This window comes from Microcoleus sp. S13_C3 (assembly GCF_036700905.1).
In the GTDB taxonomy this organism is placed as follows: domain Bacteria; phylum Cyanobacteriota; class Cyanobacteriia; order Cyanobacteriales; family Microcoleaceae; genus Microcoleus.
In genome coordinates this window covers 1-18,595 of the sequence record NZ_JAUBPT010000108.1, presented here as the reverse complement: position 1 = coordinate 18,595, position 18,595 = coordinate 1, and the positions used below count along the sequence as shown (strand labels likewise).

General features: G+C 47.6%; 16 protein-coding genes and 1 pseudogene. 7 read left to right on the top strand and 10 right to left on the bottom strand.

Annotation, left to right across the window (positions count from 1 at the left end; translation table 11 throughout):
* Positions 1 to 275: 275 nt before the first annotated feature.
* Complete coding sequence (locus QUA16_RS24970; RefSeq protein ID WP_333106739.1) at positions 276 to 515, top strand: hypothetical protein; 240 nt, start codon at positions 276 to 278, stop codon at positions 513 to 515.
* Between the two features lie 316 nt (positions 516 to 831).
* Here QUA16_RS24970 and QUA16_RS24965 read toward each other — a convergent pair whose 3' ends face one another.
* From QUA16_RS24965 to QUA16_RS24920, 10 genes and pseudogenes are all read right to left on the bottom strand, one after another.
* Positions 832 to 4,137 carry an AAA family ATPase gene (locus tag QUA16_RS24965; protein WP_333106736.1) on the bottom strand — a complete coding sequence of 1,102 codons (3,306 nt, stop codon included), beginning with the start codon at positions 4,135 to 4,137 and terminating at the stop codon, positions 832 to 834.
* On the bottom strand, positions 4,137 to 4,328 hold the full coding sequence (locus tag QUA16_RS24960) for a hypothetical protein (protein ID WP_333106733.1): 192 nt from the start codon (positions 4,326 to 4,328) through the stop codon (positions 4,137 to 4,139). The genes QUA16_RS24965 and QUA16_RS24960 overlap by 1 nt, the downstream gene beginning before the upstream one ends.
* Positions 4,329 to 4,607: 279 nt before the next feature.
* Positions 4,608 to 5,249, bottom strand: coding sequence for a Uma2 family endonuclease (locus QUA16_RS24955; RefSeq protein ID WP_333106731.1), 642 nt, complete (start codon positions 5,247 to 5,249; stop codon positions 4,608 to 4,610).
* A gap of 42 nt (positions 5,250 to 5,291) precedes the next feature.
* Positions 5,292 to 5,519 (bottom strand): hypothetical protein, encoded by a 228-nt coding sequence (locus QUA16_RS24950; protein ID WP_333106727.1) that lies wholly within the window; start codon positions 5,517 to 5,519, stop codon positions 5,292 to 5,294.
* Positions 5,520 to 5,798: 279 nt separating this feature from the next.
* Positions 5,799 to 6,485 carry a hypothetical protein gene (locus QUA16_RS24945; protein ID WP_333181406.1) on the bottom strand — a complete coding sequence of 229 codons (687 nt, stop codon included), beginning with the start codon at positions 6,483 to 6,485 and terminating at the stop codon, positions 5,799 to 5,801.
* A 454-nt stretch (positions 6,486 to 6,939) separates the two neighbouring features.
* Positions 6,940 to 7,314: a hypothetical protein gene (locus QUA16_RS24940; protein WP_333106723.1), complete on the bottom strand. Its 375-nt coding sequence runs from the start codon at positions 7,312 to 7,314 to the stop codon at positions 6,940 to 6,942.
* A 3-nt stretch (positions 7,315 to 7,317) separates the two neighbouring features.
* Positions 7,318 to 7,515 carry a hypothetical protein gene (locus tag QUA16_RS24935; RefSeq protein ID WP_333106720.1) on the bottom strand — a complete coding sequence of 66 codons (198 nt, stop codon included), beginning with the start codon at positions 7,513 to 7,515 and terminating at the stop codon, positions 7,318 to 7,320.
* 72 nt (positions 7,516 to 7,587) lie between these two features.
* Positions 7,588 to 7,842, bottom strand: a complete 255-nt coding sequence (locus tag QUA16_RS24930) for a plasmid partition protein ParG (RefSeq protein ID WP_333106718.1) — start codon at positions 7,840 to 7,842, stop codon at positions 7,588 to 7,590.
* Between the two features lie 608 nt (positions 7,843 to 8,450).
* Positions 8,451 to 9,671, bottom strand: a pseudogene (locus tag QUA16_RS24925) (ISAs1 family transposase).
* 590 nt (positions 9,672 to 10,261) lie between these two features.
* The gene (locus tag QUA16_RS24920; RefSeq protein ID WP_333106715.1) at positions 10,262 to 12,103 is read right to left on the bottom strand and encodes an SWIM zinc finger domain-containing protein; all 1,842 of its coding nucleotides are present in this window, start codon (positions 12,101 to 12,103) and stop codon (positions 10,262 to 10,264) included.
* Positions 12,104 to 12,580: 477 nt separating this feature from the next.
* Between QUA16_RS24920 and QUA16_RS24915 the strand changes: the two genes are divergently transcribed.
* The 6 genes from QUA16_RS24915 to QUA16_RS24890 all read left to right on the top strand — a co-directional run bounded on the left by QUA16_RS24915 (position 12,581) and on the right by QUA16_RS24890 (position 17,951).
* The gene (locus QUA16_RS24915; protein WP_333106714.1) at positions 12,581 to 14,236 is read left to right on the top strand and encodes an RNA-binding domain-containing protein; all 1,656 of its coding nucleotides are present in this window, start codon (positions 12,581 to 12,583) and stop codon (positions 14,234 to 14,236) included.
* A gap of 389 nt (positions 14,237 to 14,625) precedes the next feature.
* Entirely contained in the window at positions 14,626 to 14,931 is a 306-nt protein-coding gene (locus QUA16_RS24910) for a hypothetical protein (protein WP_333106712.1), read from the top strand.
* Positions 14,891 to 15,619: a Fic family protein gene (locus QUA16_RS24905; protein ID WP_333106752.1), complete on the top strand. Its 729-nt coding sequence runs from the start codon at positions 14,891 to 14,893 to the stop codon at positions 15,617 to 15,619. The genes QUA16_RS24910 and QUA16_RS24905 overlap by 41 nt, the downstream gene beginning before the upstream one ends.
* 306 nt (positions 15,620 to 15,925) lie before the next feature.
* Positions 15,926 to 16,381, top strand: coding sequence for a hypothetical protein (locus QUA16_RS24900; RefSeq protein ID WP_333106710.1), 456 nt, complete (start codon positions 15,926 to 15,928; stop codon positions 16,379 to 16,381).
* A 353-nt stretch (positions 16,382 to 16,734) separates the two neighbouring features.
* Positions 16,735 to 17,520 (top strand): ParA family protein, encoded by a 786-nt coding sequence (locus QUA16_RS24895; RefSeq protein ID WP_106331468.1) that lies wholly within the window; start codon positions 16,735 to 16,737, stop codon positions 17,518 to 17,520.
* Positions 17,517 to 17,951, top strand: a complete 435-nt coding sequence (locus QUA16_RS24890; RefSeq protein ID WP_333106707.1) for a hypothetical protein — start codon at positions 17,517 to 17,519, stop codon at positions 17,949 to 17,951. The genes QUA16_RS24895 and QUA16_RS24890 overlap by 4 nt, the downstream gene beginning before the upstream one ends.
* The last annotated feature ends 644 nt before the right edge of the window (positions 17,952 to 18,595 follow it).

Genomic DNA, 18,595 nt, shown 5'->3' with positions numbered 1-18,595 from the left:
GTACAGCTTGCTATAAATGCTACCACTTTTGAGCCTCTACATTTGCTTAAAATATTATTGTAGAACTTGCTGTTAAATTGTTAAATAAATCTTAAGCGTACCGGGACAGGAAAACACCTCAAAATTAACTTTTTGGGACTGCTCGACGATGAGTTTTTCTGAGTTTTTCTGAGTTATTGCTGTGGTTTTTGAGTTCTTCTGAGTAAAATTGTGTAAACTCAGCTTGAATTGTTAACCCGATTTTGGGCGGTATTAGCAACAAAAAACTCAAATTTATGCAAATTTATGCAAGCTGGGAAGAACTGGAAAAAGCAGGGAAAGATGGTAGCAATAGCAATGTTGGGCGATATATTTATATCGGTAAAGGAAAGTTGTGGCTGAGTTTTCTGAAACACGCGATCCTTCGAGCGATCCTACAACGGCTTCGAGCGACCGGGGCGAGCGCTTTTGGCAATGCAGGCTTTCGCCTCTGCTGCAACAGCCTGTTCAATTGGTTCGACAGGCTCCATGCGTGAAAACACAGTGTTCTGATATAGCAGTCGCGCCCGGCGTTTAGGACATTATTGATTGCTTCCACCCTTAATAGTTAAGCATCCTAATCCTGACTCCTGACTCCCGACGCAAGGCTATAACAGTGTTCGGGCGGTTCAGGGGGCGATTGTCGTCCACTGAAGGGCAGTTGCCCGAAGGGCGGCCAGTGTTTTTGGGAATATCCGATGGTGCGGGATTAGCCGTCGCCCTCAATGTCAGCCAGCGTCGGTATTGGCTCTCACGAAGGCCACTGCTTCTGCTGTCGGCTGTTCCGGCTCAGGCGCAGAGGGGGCAAGAGGCTCAGATGGGGTTTGTGACGGCAGCTAGCAGCGCTCTGAACGCAGTTCGCTCGCTCGCCGTCAATGCGAACCAAACTTTTTCTCGGCTAGCTAAACCTTTGTCGCAAGTTTCCGCGAGACTCTTTTTCACGGCATCGGTAACTAGTTCGTCTGATTGTGAGATCGCCAAAAGCATCTCCTCAACCAGTTCTAGTTCGTCTTCGTTGAGTAGTGAGGCGGCGGATTCTAAAACCAAGTAGTCACCATTAATGCTGGTCGCTTTTGTTGGCTGACACCCAGATATTTCGATTTCGCTATCGAACTCAATCCGGCACCGCCCGTCATTATATACATCAACTATTGTGGCCAGCTTTCCCCTGAATTCCTGAGTACCGGGATACTGGACCGAAACTTTCACCCGATCGCCGGGGGTGAATTGGAGACTAGGGGCGATCGGCACTTTCACCTCAACCGCCCCAGTTTCATCATCACCCGCCCCAATTTCAACATCACCCGCCCCAGTTTTCGCCCCCTTGGAGCAGGTAGAAACTTCGATTTCTGTACGGGCAAGAGGCTCCACTGTTGACTGGTTGGTATCAACTGTCGATCGAGGTTCTTGTTCCTGTGCCAATTCCGCAGTTGATACTGTGACAGAATCGGGTTCCAGATTTTGTTTTACCCCCCCTCTCCCCTGTGACAGTGAGAAGTTGCTATCTATCTCTGAAACCTTTTCCTCACAATGGTTTGCAGTAGATAGCACCTCGGATTGAACTGTCACAGTGCTATCTATTGCTATGTATGTGCTATCTATTTGGCTATCTATTTGTAAACCATGCTCTGTATGGTTTACAGAGTTATAGATAGCAATTGGCAGTGAGATAGGGGGGGGAGGGGGGGGAGGAGATTTTACGCTCAAAGATTCAGCGTGACAGTTGGGCAAAGAATATAGGGTGTATCGTTTATCGCCCGGTGCTGGTGCCGCACTAATAACCTTCTTGCCAACCATCCGGTTTAGTTCCGAGTAAGCTGAGCCGCGCTGTTCGGCTAGCAGAGCTAATTCAATGATTTCAGGGCCGGGTAACGGTCTGTTGTGTTTTTCAAGAGTCCGCAAGATTCGTTCTCGGATCGTCCCTCTTTGCTGTGTTGCTTCGGCGTCCTCCCCTGCTAGTCCGTGACAAAGCCAAGAATTGTTTTCGAGATTTAGCTCAATGTCCAGTGTTTGACCTTCTGCATCCCTCGGAAAGCACGAGAAAATTCGCTTCGGACACTTGGGGTCAACTATCATTTTTTTCTTGTTGTGGGGGTCTTGTTTTGGGATGTGGTCAACTTGCCAAACACCCCAAACGCTGCCAGCAATCGCACTAGAACCTCGCAATCTTTCAACGCCTAGAGCCTCGTGATTTTTGTTGCTGTGATGGATTAGAACGCCAGCGGCATCGTAACGGGTTAACAGTTCTTTGAGGGCGTAGATATTGTCGGAAAATTCTGCTGAGTTTTCCGACACGGCGCTACCTTTGCAAATACGCTTGAGACTGTCAATGATGACTACATCCGGGCGGTAATCTTCCAAGAAAGCCTCAAGTTTTGCTGTTTGCGTGATATCCCATTGGGGTAATACTTTTAAGTTGTCGCTTTCCGTCAACCGGAATCCCCGCTTTAGCAGCTTTGACCGCGTGCTATTTAAAGACTCATCGACTGACACCAACAGGACTTTGCCCACCTCGATGTTTTGCCCCAAGAATTTCTCTTCGCCAGTAGCCGTGCAAAAAGCGAGGTCTACTGCTATTAAGGATTTACCGCATTTTGGGCTTGCGCTCAGAATCACCGTCTCACCGCGTGGCAGAAGTTCGGGAACCACCCATCGCAAACCCTCAGACTGAAGGCTAAAAACCTCATTTAAGCTCCAAAGCCGTGACTCGGACGCGCTTGTCCGCTGCTTCATTGCGGCCATCGCTTCTTTGAGTGACCCCGCGCTCATGCTGTACTTGGGCGCTAGTAGGGCGATTTGTCGGATGCGCTCTACTGGGTCTTCCATTTGAAGCAAGCCTAGCAGTTCGAGTTTGAATCGTTCCGCATCCATGTCTCGTTTCAGTGGCTTGATAATCTTGTGTTCCCAAGCATACTCGCTAAAACTCGTTTTCTGCCGGACTTCCTCAAGCTTGATGTTGGCTGAAACTTCGTTTGGCTCGCCCTTCAAGATTTCTCTTGCCATCTGAGCCGCTTCCCTCATTCCAAGCTTGTTTTTGTGTGTTGGTTTGTCGGTTTGCCGATCGACAAACCGCCGACTCGTTTTAATGTGGTTGTTCCAGTACCAGCCTTTGATGCAATTTTTCACACCATCTGGCTTGCAGGCCGGTGTGGGGCTGCCTTGGAGGGCGGACTTCCAAATTGTCTCGGCTTCGTGCTTCGGCAACGGTGGATTGCACCGAGCCGCGAAATCTTCCAACATTTGCTGGGGGTCGCCGTTAAAAGCTTGCCCGATCGCCCGCAGGTAGTTCGCGGTGCCGATTAAATCGCGAGCTAGTTTGGCCCCTGCTTCGTTCCTTCCCCCCTCACTGATGCCGTATAGCAACTCGCGAGAGCTTTTTGCCAAGCATTCCTCCAATGGGACGCTGGCTGGCACGGGTACAGCGATGTCTTCATAAGTATCGGGGATGTCACCCGCAGCAAGCGGCTTGACTGTGGACTGATCCCGAAAAAGTGTCGGTTCCGGTTTCTCCGGTGTCGGGACGATCGCCCTCAAATCCTCGTATGTGTAGCGCATTCCGGAGTTGCTGACAATCAGGGATTGATTGCCGCTTGAGTGCCGCGCTCCAGCTAAGCGCATCACTCGGCTGGGGTTCTTTAAGGAGCGATCGGCGTCGGCCTCCTCAAGCAACTCGGTTTGGAGCAATCGCCATTTTTCGACTGCAACGAACTCGTCAAATACCCAGTAGGAATGTATGGACTTCCCGCCGGTGTCGATTTGCAGTGTGGGTTCTGGCAGTCCTAAGTCTTTCCACAAGTCTATTTGAGCAGCTTTGTCTAAGTTGTCGTGCTCGTAGAATACGGCCCGCGTTTCGGTGACATCTTTGTCTGTGTGTCCGCCGCCGTTGACCACCAAGTACACGCCGCGTCCCTCGGTTTGAAATTCGGTGGCGCGTTCAATCAATTGGTCGAGGTTGGTTGCTTCTGCTTTCCTGCCAGCATCCCCAGCTTTGCGGGGATCTGAACTGGGGTAGAAGGCTCGCAGGTAAACTGTGTCGCCGGCTTTGTAACCCAAGGCTGCTAGCTGCTGTCGCACTTGTTCGCGGTCGATCTGCTGAGGGAATGATTGCGAGTAAACCATTACACCGCACCCCCGATCGCTTCAAAGGTGACAGCAGACAATCCACGGTTTGTTTGCGTATTTAGAGGAGATTCTGCGATAATTGAGTCACAGTCAGGCTTTGAAGGCTGTTGCTTTCCAAGCTCGCAGTCGATTTTCCGAGAAAACGATACTTGACTATTCGGGTCGTAATTGTGTGGAATGGTATCCATAGCGGGATTCTCCCTGGTAGGTTGACCCGCTACACCATATATAGAAGAGAGGCTTTGACAATAGCTTTTTGTCTGTTCTTAGCTGTCAACTAAGGGTTGACAAAATAAGCTATTATTGAATTAATAATTAATTTTGATTTTTTGTCGCTGCCCCTCTTTTAAGGTGTAGCGTTTTTTTTGACTAAAACGATTCTACTGCGTTCTGTGCTGTGGCGCGTGTGCGGCGGGCGAGCGGTAAAAAATTGGGACAACAGCAGCGCCAGATCGCCCTCAGTCCTTCTAGCTCGGCTCGCTCTTAGGCAAGCCGGCCCGAAAAATCAGCTCGGCAGTCAAGTTCAATTCCGGGAAAGCCAGCGACTCAACTGTGTCATCCCCCCGAAACTGTTTGACCTGGTACTCCCCATCTACCAATTGGCAAACCGAGAGGGTGGGTTGTTTGGGGCTGCCGATGAACTTGCGGCCGCCCAAACCGAGGTAGTCCGCAATCCAGTATTCGGGGATGCCCATTTCTTCGTAGTCGGCGAATTTGAGATGGTAATCGTCCCGCCAGTTCGTGCTGACGACCTCTACAGCCAGCCGTACCGAAGACCCCATCGCGATGATGGATTCCCTATCCCAGCGCGGTTCGCTTGCAAGAGCTGCTTCATCTAGGACAACTACGTCTGGCAGGTAGCCCGCCTCGTTGCGGACGGGTTTGAGCAGGCAGTCGCCGGGGATAAAGCAAGGCAATTTCAGCCGCCTGATTTCTGCGCTGATTTCGTCCCAGGTAAACCCTGTAACGCGGGAATGGCGACCAGTTCCTAGAGGCATTTCAACAATTACTCCGTGGTGTAGTTCGTAGCGGCGAATAGAGTTCTCTGGATACCAGGCTGCGAACTCGTCAAACGTGACTGTTTTGGGTATTGTTTCGGTTCGGATCATGGTGTCTCCTGTTTGTTGGTGGTTTGGGACTGCGCGAGCAACTTACTCTTCATTCGCCCCCGGAATGCCCCAAGGGTCGATGCCGTACTCTCGCAGCAGCCACTCGTAGTGGTCGCGCTGTATCCTAATCTCATCCTCAACCCAAAACGCAGATCGGATATCCCGCTCTAGTTCCTGAACCCGCTGGCCGAGCAATTCATTGCGCTCTCGTTCGGTGCGGGTGACGCCGAAAGCTTCGTCAAAGAGACGTTCGAGAGATTCGGTAAGCATCGCCCACACCAGACTCAAAGCCTGTTTGTTTCCTTCGCTCAGTTGGGTAAGGTAGTGCCCAGCATAAGATAAACCTTCCTAGGGGGTCGAAAGCTTCTGGCGTAAATTGGGTAGTTTACCAAGAAATTTGAGACGTATAATTTCCAGCCAAAAACAGCTTTGAACATTTTGAACAATTTATTCGCTCGACAAAGCTATTTCTGAAATCGCGGGCTTATAACCTTCTCAAGCGTAAGGTTTTCGGTGTTTTTGAGCATTCTTTTCGCGGTCTAAGCTGTTTCAAGACTCCCATGTGACAGTGATCCCAAAAACTGAACAGTGATTGGTAATCAAACCTAAGTAAGATTCATGGCAATTACCGAATAGATGAATACGCTTCTGATGGGATGGGTAGTAAGCACCATAAACAAGCACTTGTCCCACAGCACACTTCCATTGCTTTACTTGTTTAACCTCAATAATCTCTGTTGAAGTTAGAAGGTCAATACCACCTACCGGAGTTGGAACCTCTCGCTCACCTCTCAGTTTCGACTGAAGCCTCTCTACATACCCGCTTTCCTTGGCTGTTTTTCTTCCAGGCTTCTGAAAGTGAACAATTATATTTTTAGGTGGAATGTGTGCAATCCCATGTTCACCAATGGCTTCAAGCAACATAAGAGCTTTCAAATTTCCTTTACTTGCCTGATACCCCCAGTAGTCAATCGCCTCATCTAAAAAAACAGCCTTGATACGGCTTTGCCCTCTTTTGCCTGAATTTGGCTCAATTTCTAGAGTGTCGGCACCTTGGCAATGCTGATATCGAATACGACTGAAAAAAAAGCTGGCGTTTCTTTCCGACAAACCCACACATTCAGCCGCCTGTGTCTGGCTCATCCGGTACGACCCATCTGGCAGCATGAACCCATCGACTGTAAGCGAGCCTATCTGCACTGCGACCCGCGTGGCCCTAATTGATTCTTCGGTCACTAAGGTTTACTCTCCTTTGCTAGACATTGACTAGACACTTATTTGTTTCTTGGTTTCTCGCACCCCGCTCGCTGACACCAACCTGTAAAATATCCTGGCTGCAAGGCTTATAGCCCACGGAGAGCAGCAGAGCGCAACCTGTCAAACCAACCTTTTTCGTGACCTCAAGTTTGAAATGCCCCAGCAACTTCTGTGCAAGCGTTTGAGGGTCTTTGAACTCGGAAAGTTTGAAACGCCAGGGCCGTACCTAAAACCTTTGTCAGTTAAAGCTTTCAGCTTATCTGTCGGATTTGAGGGGAGTGCCAAATTTTGTCAGCGCTAGACACGTACTAGACATCTGCTATCTCTCCTTACTTCCTTTGCCCCGCTTGGCTTTGGCGGCTGACGGGGGTTTGGTTTCTGCGCTTTCCGCTTATCGATCGGTGTCAAAAAGTTTTCTCCCGCCAGACACCTGCTAGACCTCTTGCAATTGCGGACTGCCCTTGCCCCGCCGAATCGAAATCAGAGGGGATTCAACAGGCGCGTACCGACAGTAGCAGACGACAATCAGGTCAAATTTGGCAATCCCAATAGGTGCATATTGCTCAACTCGCACTACTTCCCAATCACCACGCCGGAAATGAGTGCTAGAGCCGGGTGTTTCTGAATCTATGGCTTCTGTTACTTGGCAATACTCCGAAGGTCTATAGCCCGGTTGGGGTATGGGGGCATCTGAAGAATCGAAATACTCGGCCAGAATGTCTGTCAGCGCTCCCGTGTGAGCTAAGATGCGGTTTTCGGCTCCATCTTCCTCCATCCAGTCGGCTCTAAAAGCAATGTATTTTCGCATAAATTAATCCTCCATGTAGTCGGGAAATTGAGCGTCGCCTTCAAACACACAGTCGTACTTAAAGATGCTGCCCTGCTTTGGCTCTATCCGTTTCAATCGCCAGCCATACTTTTCTTGCATTTTGTAACATCGCCAACGCTCAGTTACAGCGTGAGAAGTTTCTTGGGCGGCAGGGTCGGGCGGTGGGTTTTGATTGGTCATACGTGGTCAATATCCTTGTTGGTCGAGAGGTCATGTCACAAGAATCTCCATTACTAGACATCCGCGCTTACATTAACTAGCTTCTTTACTTCCCTTGCCCCGCCTGGCTTTGGTGGCTGACGAGGGGGTGGTTTCTGTCGGTGAGCCATTGGTGCGATCTGTCATGGGAGGAAGGACTCCGTGTTTTGCTACATAATTCCTTACAAAGTCTGTTACTACTTCGCTCATATTCCTTCCCTGCCTTGCACAGACGGCCTTGAACTCATTTCTTAGGGGCTCAGACATAAAAATTCGGAGTGAAATGATTTTCCCTTCAAGGTCTGACATGGGCATTAATGCAAGTTATGTATTTACTGTCCATCTTCCCACTTTGTTTGAAAGTAAGCGACTGACTTAATACTCATTACTTGCATAAGTGTTAGTCCATGCTATACTAACACTTATGCACGCAGAAGAGCCGCCTCAAAGCTTAAAACGGTCATCCGTAAAGTCCCGCGAGGTTGCCCCAACTAGCTCTCACCGCGTCCAAACGGAAAATCCGCTATTACCCAGTAACAGAGGCGAAGAAAGTAGATTTTCCCAGCATCCCAAATCTAAAATCTAAAATTGCTTGGTTACCATTCGGGGATTTCTTCAGATGAGGAGTCTTCTGGGGCTTGCGGGTGTTGTGACAGTTGATAAGGGAGCAACGGCGCGGCCGGCAATTCATCGGGTATGTTGGGATATGCGTGAGACGTTCTGAAATTTCAAAGTAACACATTCGGCCGCCTGTGTCTGGCTCATCCGGTAACTGCCGTCTGGCAACATAAACCCATCGACTGTTAGGGGGCGTTGCTTAATCAGGCTATGAAAATGGATAACTTGAAAATTCAGAAGATTGACTGACTCGCTTGTTTCATTTTTTGCACATTGAGTCCAGGGTAAGAGCATCTCAATCAGTCTTGACAAAAGGATTTGAGAAGAAGCATCATGTATTCATCATTCATTGCAGCGCGTTTCCTTTTCTGTCGCAAGCTACGCTTGAGAGTAGTTTCTTGATTGACAGCATTCAGGGACATCCGTCTGATAGCAGCCAAGTTCCGAGGGCTATTCAACGACCGAATGCGACCGAGATCTTCATTGAAAGTGACATCTAAAATCCAATGTTCTTGATTTTCAATGCTCCAATGTTGACGAATAGCGCGACCATTAACCTGGGCATCTACGGGTAAGGAACTTAGGTAAAATTGTATTTCATGAGTGGTTTTATTCCACAGATAACGGAAACGTTCTACTATAACAATAGTCTGAATATCTGCCCAGTCTTCTTGTTTGTAAAGTCGTCCGAGTGCCGCCACTGGAACCGCCCAAACTTTTCGAGTTTCGACTCTCCGGATGTGCTTTTTCCGTTCGGGAATCTTCACTCACTTCAATTCCACCAAATTGGTTGGCTCTGGCTGTTTCAAACCAGGTCTTGACTTGTTTGTAAAGAGTTGGATGATTCTTTTTGAGGGTAACGACATAATCGGCTTTTTTTTGACGAATGAGCCGCACAATCTCGGTCTGAGTACCCATCGCATCCATCGTAATAATCGCTCCGGTGACATCGATTAATTCCAATAGAGCTGGGATAGCTGTGATTTCATTGGAATGGTTTTCCACTTTAACCTGTCCAAGTACCAACCGATTTTCGCTGGCCCAAGCTGTCACTAAATGTAAATTATTTACCCCGGTTCTTCGGTCATAAGAACCTCGGAGATTTTTGCCATCAATCGGGATAACTTGTTGGCCAACTGGCCCCATTAATTGTTTAACCCATTGAGTCAACTTCTGTTCTAAAACTTTCGGGTCTAGCTTTTCAAAAACTCTAGGGTAAGGTATCATCGCTCGGGATGCCATTGGGTAAGTCTAAAAATTTTTGCAACCATTGCTGCTTACTGATTCCATAATTTTCCATGTCTTCCCATCCCTCACCTCCAGCTATTGTAGATAATATGGCAATGACGAGAATGTCTTTCAGTAGGTGGCGTTTGGTTCGGTTCACTATGAGGGTCGGGTACGTCATCAAAATAACTTGACAAGCTCCCTTGTAACTCTTGCATGGAAATAGGTGGGGCTTCTGAGCGTGGTTGCTTTGGCTTAGACGTTGGCCGGGCGGGCAGGAATCCTTTATCCATTGAGTTTTACGGCTTGATGACTTAGCTTTTAAGCCATTATAGAATTGCTCATACGTGAATGCCACCTTTTCTATAGTTGTCTTTTTGTCAAGTACAATTTATACCAAATTAGATGAGCTTACCCTGACATTGAGTCGTTCATACCGTAAATCAGCAACGCCTTCAGATTTTGTTAAAAACGCTCTTAATCGCGTTTTTGTTGTAGAGTCTCAAAGTCTGCAAGTGCCGTATAAAATCAGGCATTTGCTGTACAAAAGAGCGTGAGGATACAGGCAAAAGCACTCTCTGCACTCTACCTGTTTTTAGCGGAAAATGTGCAGCAAGAGCCTGCATTTTCCTGTACCTTTACTGCATTTTCCTGTACTTTACTGATTTTTTGTGGAGAGAGTGCAAATATTTGTTGAGGTTGGTTATGGCTGTTTTTGATTAGTAGCAAGCAATGGTTTTGCGATCGCAAGCCCTGACTAATGCGTGCCCATAAAAAATAATGCACCCTCATGAATGGGCAATCCTAGGTGTCAAGGGGCTTGATTTTTACCCGCTCTGAGACTGTACCGATTGCTCACATTGCTCCTGCTTACGAATTAATCTTAATTAAGCGGTTTCAGTAATTCCATGAATTTTCGTTTGCGACCATGAGTTTGTATTAGTGAGGCACAATAAATTGACCATTCAGATTCCCGATAAGATTGCAGATAAGCAGCACGAGCTTTGTGCAGCCATTCAACAGCAAAATGATACGCATCCGCTTTACCTCGCTCGACAATTGATTCAGCACGTTGGCAGGCATTTTCTATCACCCAATCGGGGCGATGGGAGATAGCTGCCTCCATCACTTGGTGTACGATGCTGGAATCATAAGAACTGAAGTCAGTGACTATCTCAATAGCTTCATCAATGAACCCTTCATGCAGGAAAATATCTACTTTTGCCTTGTGAGTTGCCCATCCAGTTTGGGAGCGTAGGTTAGTTAAAAGCTCAACTTTTATAGTTGACCATTGCTCTCCGGCTAACTCCTCTACCTTGCGGTAGTCCTTAAAAGAAGGTTGAGCAACAAATGCTTTAATTTTGGCATTGAGAGCGCTCGCCAAATCGCCCAATTCCTCTGCTAGCTCAGTCGTCCAAGTTGCCAATTCATACAGGTAATGTCCCGGCAAGGAAAATCCTATTTGAGCTACTTCTAGTGCTTGATTTTTAGCTCCCTGTTTCCATAGTTGAAAAGCCAACGCTTTTGCCTGTTCCACTGATGTCATTTGAGTTTTGGCAGCAGACAATGCTTCTGAAATTTGCCCCAAACTAGCCAACATCACTAAATATTGTTGAGTCTCTCCTTCTGCTTCTGCCAAATACAAGTATTCTTTATGCCGTTTTTGGCGATCGAGAATTTGGAGGCGAATGAGAGCCAGAGCGTCGGCATAATCCGGTGCTTCTCCTTCCCATGCTCCTCGCTCTGAAATATTTCCCTGCAAAACAAGTTGTAGTGGCGGATAGTCCCAACCTTGCCTCAATGCTTCCAAGCTCATACCAAAATTGGCATCCCATTCATCCTGCCAATTTATGAGATTTTCTTGAAGTTCTATCTGTTTTTTTTCAGTAAATTCGGCACAGAGGATAGCTTCTGTCCATGCTTCATCAAGTGCCATAACAATTTCATCACCATCTATGCCGTATTCAGCAACATCATCCCAATTTTTTATGCAGGTTTCGGTAATGCTTTGCAAGATGGCAAGAGCATTGTTGGCATCATCATTTTGACTGAATTCCTGCGCTTCTGCAATTAAGTCCAGAATATCTGAGGTGACCGTATCTTCTTCGCACCCATCTTCTATATAGCGCACTCCGTCACGCAAAATTTGACGCACTTGTGTCCGGTAAGGAGTTGTATTAATACTGGTTGTTGAAGGTACTTTGGAGGGTTGTTCAGAGGGTACTTTGGAGGGTTGTTCAGAGGATACTTTGGAGGGTTGTTCAGAGGATACTTTGGAGGGTTGTTCAGAGGGGGTAGTGCCTGCGATACGGGTGATGTGGCTATCTATGCGATCGATTAGTTCAGGTTGTTCTGCGACTAAGTTTTGCAGCAGGAGTTGAGTTTGTTGATGGTTGAGGCGATTTAATAGGTGTTCTAACGTAGGGCATTCTGCGATTTTTTGTTGCTGGCGCAGACAAACTAATAAGGTGGCGACAACGTGTTTGCACCAGCCATCCATACTGTAGGCGCAGGTACAAGTGACTTCGGTAAAGCCTTGATTTTCAAAGCTGAGTCTGACACGGTAAGATTGAGCTTCGCTGCCCTCTACCTTGGCTTGAAGGATGTTGCCACGCAAGGTGATAGCATCAATAGTACGATTCAGATAGCAGGCTTCGCCACGTTCCAAGGATTTAGGAGTGGTGTTGTAGCGAATCGTGTTTTCTGTGAATTTTGGGATAGGCATTTCTTGCTTCCGAAAGTAGTTTTTGCAGGCCGGGTTTACGGATAAAAAGTAATTTTTTCGGTTAGTGTAGCATCATTAGGGCTTACGAATAAACTCTATTGGCGTATCCATTCCGTATTCGGTAAGTAGTTCAATGGCTCGTGCGGTGGAGAGATGCCGTCCTTTTTTGTTGCTGATATGAATTTTAATGGCAATTGGACCAGAGTAATTGTGCCGTATAATCTTGGTGTACTTGTTGCGATGTATTTAGACGAAGTATTTCCTCTGTTTCTAACTGTAAGCTGTTCGACATTCAAACTGCACTATTTGTGGGCCACACCCCATACTGTAAGGGGTTGAAGCAATAAATTTAAATGACTAACAGCTTATCTGTTTTATACAGTTAGGAGGAAGCCGTCCTATAAGGACGGGGCTTTAGACCCAATTTTGCCATAGTATTGTAAATACCGTCAGGTCGCCCCTATTTTATATTGTTAAATGAATCGCACGATTCCCGAACAAGAATCCCTCACCGTCGAGTTTAAAAGCGATCGCACTCGCCTGCCAGACAAAGACCTGATTGAAACCGTCGTCTGCCTTGCCAATACAGACGGTGGCTCCATTTACCTCGGCGTTGAAGATGACGGTCAAATAACAGGTTTGCACCCCCAACACCAAAACCTGTCCACCTTGGCAGCCATGATTGGCAACCGCACCAACCCCCCAGTCAGCGTGCGCGTTACAGCGTTGCTAGAAGCAGGTCAAACCATTGCCTGCATAGAAGTCCCCAAATCAGCTCGCATCGTCGCCACCTCTGACGGACTCCTACAACGCCGCCGCCTGCAAGTAGACGGAACACCCCAATGCGTCCCCTTTTATCCCTATGAATTTGCCACTCGCCAGTCAGACTTAGGCGTTCTCGATTACTCCTCATTACCCGTCACCGGATCGTCTGTCACCGACTTCGACCCCCTGGAACGCGAACGCCTGCGACAATTAATAGAGCGATATGGTGGCGATCGTACTCTGCTATCCTTAACTGATGAAGAACTAGACGGCGCTTTAGGATTCGTGCGTTCTACGGATGGAATTCGCTTCCCCACCGTCACCGGACTGCTGATTTTAGGACGAGAAAGCGCCCTCCGCGAACACTTACCCACCCACGAAGTCGCCTTTCAAGTCCTCGAAGGCACCCAAGTGCGAGTCAATGATTTTTACCGCACCCCCCTACTAAAACTGTTTGAGCGAGTCATGGAACAGTTCGAGGTGCGTGTCGAAGAAGATGAAGTGCAAATCGGTTTATTTCGCGTCCCCGTTCCCAACTACGATCGCCGCGCCTTTCGCGAAGCCTCAGTCAACTCCCTCATCCACCGAGATTACACTAAATTGGGAGCCGTTCACATCCGCTGGGAAGATTACGGAATTACCATCAGCAACCCAGGGGGTTTTGTTGAAGGTGTCAGTTTGGATAACTTGCTAGTCGTAGAACCCCGACCGAGAAACCCCTTTCTAGCCGATGCCATTAAACGCATCGGACTCGCCGAACGAACTGGGCGCGGTGTAGATTTAATTTATCAGGGGTTATTGCGCTACGGAAGATCCGCCCCTGATTATCGAGGCACAAACTCTCATTCAGTTGCCGTCAGACTGCCAGGGGGGGAAGCCGACTTAGGACTGTTGCGCGTAGTGATTGAAGAGGAAAATCGCCGTCAAAGCCCACTCCCCGTTGACTCTTTAATCGCTTTAGGACAATTGCGACAAGAGAGGCGGTTAGACACGGCTACTCTCGCCCGTGCCATTCAGCGAGATGAAGCGATCGCCCGCAGCGTGTTAGAACGATTAGTTGAAGCTGGTTTGGTAGAAGCGCGTGGCGTCAAAAAAGGACGCACCTACACCCTTAGCCCCTTAGTTTACCGAGAACTGGGACAATCCGCTGATTACGTTCGGCAAGCTGGCTTTGAACCCATTCAGCAAGAGCAAATGGTGCTTCAATATGTAAGGACTCACGGCAGAATTACCAGAAAAGAAGCTGTGGAACTTTGTCGTATCAGCGAAGACCAAGCTAGTCGCCTGCTGCGGAAGTTGACTGATGCCAACCAGTTGAAATTAGAGGGTCAAGGCCGCGCGTCATATTATGTTGTTTTCTCGCTATAAAACACGCGCCGCGCCTTTTGAACACGCGCCGCGCCTTTTAAACACGCGCCGCGCCTTTTAAACACGCGCCGCGCCTTTTGAACACGCGCCGCGCCTTTTGAACACGCGCCGCGCCTTTTGAACACGCGCCGCGCCTTTTGAACACGCATCTATAGAGTCTGTGGAGGAAAATAGCGTTCGTTAATTTGGGCATTTAGCCCCTTATTCCAGGGTATTGGTACTATAGTCCCGGTGGGAAGTTGGCGACCTTTGACGCACAAAACAGTACAAATGCGATCGGGTACAATACCTTTAATATAGGTACTGTGACCAGGGTAGTACCTATATTAAAAATACTTATATAATAGACATCAGTGGCTCAAGAGCCTTTACAGTGGTGCTTTTAATCAATGAAATCTTTTGAACAGACGTTTTTAACCCAGCAACCGATTACCCAAAAACTGCTTCAGACAATTCGCTTAATTGGGGAGTACAAAGGCAAGCAGGAGTTATACAAGCAACAAGCGCCACAAGTGCTAGAAACTTTGCGGCAAACTGCGATTATTCAAAGTACCGAATCTTCTAACCGCATTGAAGGAATTACCGTTCCTCTGGCGCGAATTCGCTTTCTTAGTAACGGAACGCACAGCACCAAGGGATCGTTCGGAACAGGAAATCGCGGGCTATCGGAATGTACTGAATACAATTCACGCTAGCTATGGTTATATTCCATTTACTCCGAATATTGTTTTGCAGTTTCATCGCGATTTATATCAATTTAGCGTCGGTTTAGGTGGCTGTTGGAAAACAACAGAAAATCTAATTACGGCAACCACAACTGATGGTAGACAAATAGTGCGATTTACTCCTGTTGCCGCCTATGCCACATCTCAGGCTATGGAAGAGTTGCATGAGAAATTTAATCTATTTTCCCGTGAAGGTGAGATTGAACCATTGTTACTGATTGCTAGTTATGTTCTCGATTTTTTGTGCATTCATCCGTTTCTGGATGGTAACGGACGAATGGCAAGATTGCTGACCCTGTTATTGTTGTATCAAGCGGGTTATGAAGTAGGGCAGTTTATTAGTTTAGAACAAATTGTGGAGCACACGAAAGAAAGTTATTATGATGCTTTATACCAATCTTCTCAAAATTGGCATGAGGGTAAGCATAGCTTGTTACCTTGGTCTGAGTATTTTTTAGGCGTAATGTTACTAGGATCTTATCGAGAATTTGAGCAGCGGGTTGGGGTGATTGGAGGAGCAAAAGGAACGAAAACGGCAATGGTTTTACAGGCAATTGAGAGTTGGCCGCATCGAGTTTTCGATGCGAGAGTTACAGCAACGTTGTCCGGTGGTTTCTGTGGATTTAATTCGTCGCATTTTGCGTCAAGAACGGGATGAGGGAAGGATTAAATGTGTGGGACGGGGAGTGGATGCGCGGTGGCGAAAGTTATAGACAATTTAGTGGCCGACTTGCCAAAAGCTTTACAAGAGATGAAGGGTTTCTCATCTCATATGTCTCTTGTATATGAGAAGTTTTGCGGAATCTTACCCGAACGAGCAATTTGTGCAACAACCTGTTGCACAAATTGCTTTACAATAAACAGCCATTATTGATTAAGCCTGGTTTATTGCTGTGAGCCAACACCCTGTCTGGACGCAAATCCGTCGATCGCACCAGCCACGATACTTAGTATTATATAGCACATGATACTAGAAAAGAAGCTCAAACTCATCCGCGATGTCGAAACGGGCATCATCGCTCACCAAGTTTGTTGTACCGGCGTGATTCACACTGGTTTGGGCTCTTCAATTGCAGCGAAGTGGCCGGTGGTTGAGTTGGAGTATCGGCGCTTCTGCGGCCCCGATGCAGGTCGAAAGCGTTTTGTTCTCGGTAAAGTCCAAATGGTTCGGGTTAGCTCCACTCCTGAGTTATGGGTGTGCAGTATGGCGGGTCAAAACCTTCACGGCAGTAAGAAACGCTATACCGATTACGATGCCTTGGCGCTCTGTTTATCTAAACTCCACCACAAATCCCTGGAATTGGAACTAACTCCTTTCCTTCCCTACAAGCTTGGATGGTCTGGGGGACGGGGCGAATGGAGCGTTGTCCGCCCCCTCATCGAACAGCACTGCCCCAATGCCGTTATCTGCATTGATTGACCTGCATTCACTCTTGACACAAGAGTGCGTGAATGCAGGCCGCCGTTAACTATAAAGAAACACGCACCGCGCCTTTTAAACACGCACGGAGCATAAAAGAAACACGCGCCGCGCCTTTTAAACACGCATCTATAGAGTCTGTGGAGGAAAATTGGGTGGTCTCGGCGCGAGCTCATCTCCGCTCACTTGCTCATTTTAAGAAGTTACATTAATAATTTACTAAATTTAGCTTTTTAGCTTTTTATTTAAAATGAAGATTACTAAAATTAGCTTTTTAGTAATTTAGATATTGACTATTTTCGTTTTTTAGAGGACGATATATATAGAAAACCCCATCCCATGTCCCTAAAGCCATGATTGCAGTCGCCATCGCGTCCCTGTCCGGGGGGCAGGGCAAGACAACCGCATCTCTATTCCTGAGCCGCCTCCTAGCGAGCCGGGGCTATCCCACACTGGCTATCGACGCCGACCCCCAACACAACCTGACCACCTACCTGGGGCTAGAACTGCAACCCAACCAGCCCACCTTGCTGGAAGTTCTCAAAAAATCCGTGCCCATCGAAGACGGCATCTATCCAGTCGAAGGTAGCGACAACTTGTTTCTAATTCCCTCCGACGACGGGCTTGACGCCGCCGCCGACTACCTATCCAGCAGCGGCGTCGGCGCTACCCTGTTGCTGCGCCGCCTCGAACCAGTTGCCGAAGCCTTCAAATTTTGTATCATTGACGCACCCCCGCAGCGCTCGCAGATTTGCCTAACCGCAATCGGTGCCGCCGACACCGTAATCGTACCCGCCGAAGCCTCCGTCAAAGGCTACGGTTCCCTAGTGCGGACACTCGACTTGCTCAACTCCATGAGAGATGTCAAAGCAACCAACGCTACCGTACTAGGAGTGCTGCCCTTCCGCGACCGCTGGATTGGCAACACTCAAACCCTAGAGAGCCGCCTAGCCGTAGAAGGAATGAAAGACGAAGTTGAAAACGAATTAATTCTCCCTTCAATCCGAGAATCCGAACAGTACAAAAAAGCCATTAACAAACGCCAAACTCTCAGCGAATTAGGACATCCCGACTTAGAATACCCCTTTGAAATTCTGCTCGCCAAAATCGAGTCTCTTTTACAACAAAAAGTACAATGAGTGACAGCATCCTCGACCAAATTCGCTCCAACCGCAAGCGAACAGTTGTTCCAAGCCGAGAAGATACTTTAATCGCCCCCAAACAGGAGAGCGAACAAATTACCCAACGTTCAACTCCGGCGAAGGAACCTTCAAAAGAAACCACGGGTGACAATTCAACCTTAGAGGAATTAAAAGCCGAACTCGCAAAAATTCCGCCAACTCGCCGCCATTCTGCTGTTGTTTTAGATGCCGAAATAGATGCTAATTTGACGAGATTTTGCAAAGAAAAAGGAGTGACCGTAGAAGTATTTTTAGAAGCTGCCTGGCTGCAAGCAGAAGCTTCATCCGAGCTGATGGAAAAAATCTTGGTAGAAGCTAAGTGCCGCTACGATTCAAGAAAACTTGCTGGAAAGCTGAGGCGGCTGATTACAATGCTATCCGGGCGCTGATAGGGAGTAAATCTTAATCGCTGATTCTCTGGACTACTTAGGACTTTTAGGGAGTAACTGCTTCGCGTGACGAGCTCCATCGGTTGTGTTACCATCAAAACTAATCAAACATTAAAAGAACGAATTTTTGATGGTGAGTGTTGCCCCTATTCCTGGGATAGTTGCATAAGTAGGTAGGCGGGATTAAACCGAATAATGTAACAGTATGTAAATAGGCTTAAGTCAGCCAGTAGAGAGCATTTGGACACTTTACATCGTTTACATAGTTGCGTTTTAAAGCGCCGACTTACTTAAATCCTCAATAAATTGCCACAGCAATTTCCAGGTTTATGGAGTACGGTTGCAAGGGTTTGTCAACCATTTTGGTAAGTGCTTGGGATTAAGGTGTACTCTATTTGCCTGGAATCTGCTGTATCAGTTTCATCCAAACCTCACGGGATGCGTGAAACTCAGACACAAAGCGTGGTGAGAGGGAAGCGACTCGGAGGATTTTAATCCCCGTTGTATTTTCAGGATATAGCAGTCCTAGATGTCTGTCTTGTCGACTTTGTATCAATCTTATGTAGTTCTGCTACACAAATACTAGACAAGTCTAGACATTTGCTTCTTACTTCATCGGGAGCATGGGAGCGGTTATCCCTCAG